Here is a 5,167-nt window from a genome sequence, read left to right as displayed (position 1 = left end):
GTCATCAGCTTAGCACCATAAACAAACGTGCCGAAAGAAGTTGGGCAAGGGCAACAAAATAAAAACCATTCTAAAATTAGAATGGTTTTTATTTTGTTGAAGGTGGAGATTTTCTGAAATGAAATGGAAGAAAATACAACCTGTTCCTTGCGGAACTTCTAGCAGTTAATGGTTATAAAAATATAACTTGTTGTTCACAATTCAGACACATTTATTCTCGGATTTTGAGCCCTATATATATAAGAGTAAGAAGGGAAAAAAAAAAAGTCAGTCATACCAAGGGTTTGTAAGGGGGGTACCGTCACCAAAAGGTGACACTAGTGTCACCTTTTGGTGACGAACTTTTGTTCGCTATCATGTAAAAAAAAGAAATGCAAGAGCATTTCTTAAAAAAAATAAATAGGTAGATTATGTACTTCGGAAGACCCTTCTACTTTAAAATTTCGTAACATATCTTTAAAAATATGTTTTGTCACTTTATCAATTCTTTCTTTTTTACCACAACAGATAATATTAGGATTCATTAACCAAGTTCGCTTCGCACAAATACGTCCAGTTTCATCTTTAAAACCACTTTCCGCACAAGCCAATATTCCCTTGTTTTTTAAACTCGTCATTAATGGACTCAATTTTTGACGAGAACGACTAAGCTCCCTAGCTAAATATTCAATTGAAGCACTATTAATTTGGTTGGGATCCGTATTTAAAAAATCAATCGTTTTTTCTACTAACACATTTGAACCAACTTCCAAAAAAACAGAAAGATCTAGTAAAATTGCTTTCTCAGAATTTGATAAAAATTTTATTTTAGTAATATATAACATATTAAAATGAATGACTTGAGAAAATTCAACCTTAGCAAATTTATCTCTTTTACGGCCAATATAATACTCATTACCCGTTAAACCTTGTAAAGTCTCTAATGCTTGTCCTAATTGTTCTTCTTGTAGATTTCTATAGTGATTATCATGTGTTTTCCCTTGTTTTTTTACATCTCTTTTTCTAGCATTACCTTCAGCTTGATTTAATATTTGTCTGAATTCCTCAGGATTTGTCATACAAAATTCTCCTCTTCCTAGTATTTACAACTAGCAAAGAGACTTTTTTTTTGATATTATGTAGTTAGAAAATAAATTCTTTAATTCTTAAAAACTCTAACAATCTAATAGCAATACAAAAAAGCCCTTGTGTATAGTTGTTGTGTGGTAACACAATTATAACATAAAGGGCTTTTTTTGTTATACTTTATCTAAAAATTCAAAAACAATGCTTAAATATCTTTTTCATAATTAATTCTAAAATATAAATTATCACACAAATACTAATTAATTTTAATGAAATATCCCAAATTATAACAAAATGCAAATTAGTTATAGTTTCGAAAATTTTATTCAATATAAACATTGATACGAAAGAACTACCGCCTACTATCAAACTAATTAAAATGATTTTTAAAAAAGAAAACTCCCTTACTGTTTTTACATAAGAGAAAATCATGCATACACCTAAAATAATAGGCAATAATTCTATTTTAAACAAACTATTTAAATAAAGAAAAGTACCTTCAGATAAAACAAAATATAAAATTCTTTTAATAGCAATCACATCCTTCCTTTATAAAATTAACATAACACATTTCTTTATTTTCTGAATATTGACGTTTTACAGAAAATAAAATAAACTTTTTGGATGTACTTAATCATAAAAAGAAAGAGGTTTCTTATGAAAAAAACAATTGCTAGCTCTTTATGTTCTGCATTATTATTAACCGGTTTAGGAACAAGTTCAGCCTTTGCTGCTGAAAATACCACCACATCAAATTTAGAAAACAAGCAATCCATACCATCAGAATTATTTGAATATAATTTGAATGGAATTCCTTTTTCAAGTCCCGAACCATTAACTGATCAACATATACAAAAAATATATTCTTTAGTCAATCCTACTTTAAAAAATAAAGAAAATTCTTCAATCCAATATGGACCAGCAAATCCGGGAGATAGTGGAATAATTGTAGATGGTCCATTCTATAAAACTTATTCTAATAAAGATGTTAGATTTGTAGTTTCTGCTGTATCTTGGTTAATTGCAGAAAGATTTGGTTTATCTAAAATTGCATCTGGAGCTTTAGCTGGTGGAACTTTCTGGGCTAGTGAAATGATTGGACCTACATATGTTGGAACATGGTCTTACAAAGTATGGGATGATAAAGCTAATAAATATAAACTATATGTTACAGTAGTTCATTATAAATATGGAAATTATACAAGTCCTATACGAGTATCAAGTCGACCAGTAGGATGGTTATAAAGTCCGCTTACTTAATACTCAAAAAAAGCCGTTTCCTTATGGGAGCGAGCCTCTACCCTTGTAACCCAAAGATGCAGGGGGCGGGGAAAATTCACTCCCGCCCCCCACACCTTCGGATTATATGACAAGGGTTCTCTCTTCTCCCAAAAGACTACGTTTTTTTCTCCGTCTTAACCGCTCTGTGTTATTCTTTTATTCTGGTTCTTTTCTTTCTTATTCCATGCTATACTTTTCTTGTACATGTAAAATGGTTTACAACTCTATTAGTGTTTCGTACTATTTACTCACTCAGCTTAGAAAAAAAGCCAATTCCCCGTGTAAGTGGAATTGGCTTTTTTCAGTTCATTCGTACAACAACCTGAACCCATTTTCATTTTCGAATGTAGCTGTATGAGTATACCATATATTTTGTTATTTACAGAACTCCTTATAAACTAAGACCCCTATCTTGTTCTCTTTCTTTTGTTTGTATTTGTACTTTCTCCTTTTGTTTTTGGTATTTCCATACCTTCGGTAATTCTTTTACCGGTGTTTCTACTAATCGTTCTAGATACGCTTCTTTATATTGTTCTGGTCGATACCCAATCCCTTTTATTAATTTTTGTCCTTCTTGAAATATAGGAGAAGATTTGTCCTTTTTCACTGAAAAAGCATACTGAATTTCTGTTATCGATGGATCTAGTTCTTCCACCATTTGTTCTAAACGATTCACAACTATTTCTGGATCTCTTTCAAACTCTTTTTCTACTTCTTTTCGAAATTGTTGTTCTTGATATTGCACTTGTCTCCAAATCTGCTGAAACGTTTCCCCATGAAGTGCAATATCTACATAGTATCCTTCTTGTAATCGTTTTTTATTTACTAACGCATCTACACAATATTCTTTTACTTTTTCTAAACTATGTCCTTCTCGAAAATACAGCGTATGATCTGTATTATCAACAACGGCCATTTCCTTTTCTTTTTTTTCTAGTACTGTTGGATTCCATCCAGAAAACCTAGGATATACTTTCGCTACCATCTCTTTTAAAACATGTACCGTTCTTTGTGGACGTTTTTGAAAATAGCGTTCTATTGTTTGTTTAAATTCCTTCATTCTTTTTTGAAATTGTTCCAGCATCTCATACAATCCTGCTTGTTTTACTATATTTCGTACTTCTTTTTCACTTTCTGTTGCAACTTCATATAACTGTTCCCACGTCTTACTTGTTTCTTTTGCTTTTTTATATTCTTCCGCTAAGCGTGTATTTTCTTGCTTTCCTATCCCTATTTCATTTTCCAATCCCTGAATTCTTACGTCTTTCTCTTGTATTGTTTGTGTTGTTCTTTCTTTCCATTGCTTCATTTCTTGTTTTTGTACAATCGACTCTTTCGCCCATTGTTTTAAATCCTGCACATCTTGTTGCCGTAATCGTACTGTTCCTTGTTCTAATAAATTCAACACCGGTAAATTTAATACAGCATGTTTTTCTACTGCTTCAATTTCATCTACTTTATGTATCTCTTTGTACATTTCCATTATCTCTCGTTTTAAGGTGTCTATTTCGCTTTCTAACGACTTTTTATCGTTTTCTAGTACTTTGGTATTCTCTAACACCCCCTTCACCTTCATGCGTCCCATTTCGACGTGTCTGCGTGAACTTGAAATTCCACGCTTTAATTCAAATCCATTTTCGACCATATGTTTTTGAAAATTGTCCTGCAGCGCAATCAATTGCTGTCGTTTTCCAAAGTATTCTTTTGCAGACAATCGTCCATCTTCTGTGATTGGTACAATGGCACAATGCATATGTGGTGTCATCTCATCTTTATGTACGGTTGCATGAATTACATTTTGTTCTCCATATTCTTGTTTAATAAAATCTAATGCTGTTTCAAAGAATTGTCTTTCTTTCTTCGGCTCTAATTCCTCAAAAAATTCTCTGTCACTTGTAATCAGAAATTCACACATGATGACAGCATCTCTTCGTACCGTTCGTGCGACTCGCTCTGCGATCTTTTCCTCAATGACCTTGTTATAATCAATATTTTGATTGTTTACTAAATCATAGTTTAATTCTTGCGCCCCAGGAATTATATCTGGATTTGTTTGACTCTCGCGTTCCCTTTGATGGTGAAACTGCAACCCCTTAATATCACCTTGCTTGAATTTTTGCATACGAATTATGGCATAGCTCATGACGAAATCATACCACCTTTCTCCCATTGACGAGGACTGTCGAATTAAGAGCAGTGTAACACACTACACTTTGCAAGCAAAGTTCCATGTGCAAAGGGGGTTTACCCCCTTTCAAAATCCCTTTGTTTTTGGCTAGCGCCAAAAGGGATCGCGTCGTCGCTTTTGCGACTTCCTCTCTCCCTGCGAAGAACAATTGTCTTCGACAATTCTTCGCCAAAAAAATCAAACCCAACAGACAAGATTCCCTATTCTTTTTTCTTTTCACGTTATTTTATATGTTTGCATAATTTATATAGACCAACAATTATTATGTTCATTTTTCATTTCATTTATAGTCACCTTTATACAAAAAAAGAGGTCTCCTACATTACGTAGAAGACCTCTTTTCTCATATGCACGACTTTTACAACTATACAGACTAGAAAGTACTCATTTATAGAATATCATATCTATTTATACTGTTACTAGAGAATATGCAACATTGCATATTTCCTAAGAACTTATGTTTAAGAGGGTTTCCCCTTACTTTTTTGGCGGAAGCTAGCTGGGGGTTTGGGGGCTAGCCCCCAAGGTTTACGTAACAATACAAAAAATAAGTGAAATATATGAACGATTACACAAGCGGTTCGGCACGTACAATAGTATGTGTAAGCTGAAGAATCTAACATTTCCTTTTTC

4 protein-coding genes are annotated in these 5,167 nt (G+C 32.8%); 1 reads left to right on the top strand and 3 read right to left on the bottom strand.

The features are described from left to right. Nucleotides 1-386: 386 nt before the first annotated feature. Nucleotides 387-1,058, bottom strand: coding sequence for a MarR family transcriptional regulator (locus MHH55_RS36185; protein ID WP_097858232.1), 672 nt, complete (start codon nt 1,056-1,058; stop codon nt 387-389). A gap of 199 nt (nt 1,059-1,257) precedes the next feature. Next, a complete protein-coding gene (locus MHH55_RS36640) occupies nt 1,258-1,605 on the bottom strand; it encodes a DUF4029 domain-containing protein (RefSeq protein ID WP_097858231.1) in 348 nt (115 codons plus the stop codon). Between the two features lie 117 nt (nt 1,606-1,722). On the opposite strand from MHH55_RS36640, the gene MHH55_RS36180 reads away from it, so the two are divergent. Beyond that, the gene (locus MHH55_RS36180) at nt 1,723-2,310 is read left to right on the top strand and encodes a hypothetical protein (protein ID WP_277548118.1); all 588 of its coding nucleotides are present in this window, start codon (nt 1,723-1,725) and stop codon (nt 2,308-2,310) included. 427 nt (nt 2,311-2,737) lie between these two features. On the opposite strand, the gene mobV is transcribed toward MHH55_RS36180, so the two are convergent. Then, nucleotides 2,738-4,489 (bottom strand): MobV family relaxase, encoded by a 1,752-nt coding sequence (gene mobV / locus MHH55_RS36175; protein ID WP_340882926.1) that lies wholly within the window; start codon nt 4,487-4,489, stop codon nt 2,738-2,740. Nucleotides 4,490-5,167: the final 678 nt, after the last annotated feature.

This window comes from Bacillus sp. FSL K6-2944, from assembly GCF_038005385.1.
GTDB lineage: Bacteria > Bacillota > Bacilli > Bacillales > Bacillaceae_G > Bacillus_A > Bacillus_A cereus.
Note: the sequence above shows the minus strand (reverse complement) of the source record. Positions and strands in the feature narration are given on the sequence as shown.